Origin of the sequence: Streptomyces colwelliae, assembly GCF_048158785.1 — a bacterium.
Taxonomy (GTDB): domain Bacteria; phylum Actinomycetota; class Actinomycetes; order Streptomycetales; family Streptomycetaceae; genus Streptomyces.
Window position 1 is genome coordinate 1 of record NZ_JBLTJC010000986.1, and the last position, 428, is coordinate 428.

A 428-nucleotide genomic window follows, 5' to 3' on the forward strand; every position below is an offset into this window, starting at 1 on the left:
GGTCGCGCCTGTAGACGGTACCATTGGTAAAATCTTTGAAACCAATCACGCGTTCTCTATCGAATCTGATAGCGGCGTTGAACTGTTCGTCCACTTCGGTATCGACACCGTTGAACTGAAAGGCGAAGGCTTCAAGCGTATTGCTGAAGAAGGTCAGCGCGTGAAAGTTGGCGATACTGTCATTGAATTTGATCTGCCGCTACTGGAAGAGAAAGCCAAGTCTACCCTGACTCCGGTTGTTATCTCCAACATGGACGAAATCAAAGAACTGATCAAACTGTCCGGTAGCGTAACCGTGGGTGAAACCCCGGTTATCCGCATCAAGAAGTAATTCTTGCCGCAGTGAAAAATGGCGCCCATCGGCGCCATTTTTTATGCTTCCGCCAGCGGCGGCAAAATCAATTCATCGCTCTCATGCTGCTGGGTGT

1 protein-coding gene is annotated in these 428 nt (G+C 49.5%); it reads left to right on the forward strand.

Translation table 11 applies throughout. From position 1 onward, the window contains the following. Positions 1-331 (forward strand): glucose PTS transporter subunit IIA (locus tag ACNFOC_RS55485; protein WP_416966457.1); only part of this gene is annotated, 331 nt, incomplete at its 5' end. Between the last annotated feature and the right edge of the window lie 97 nt (positions 332-428).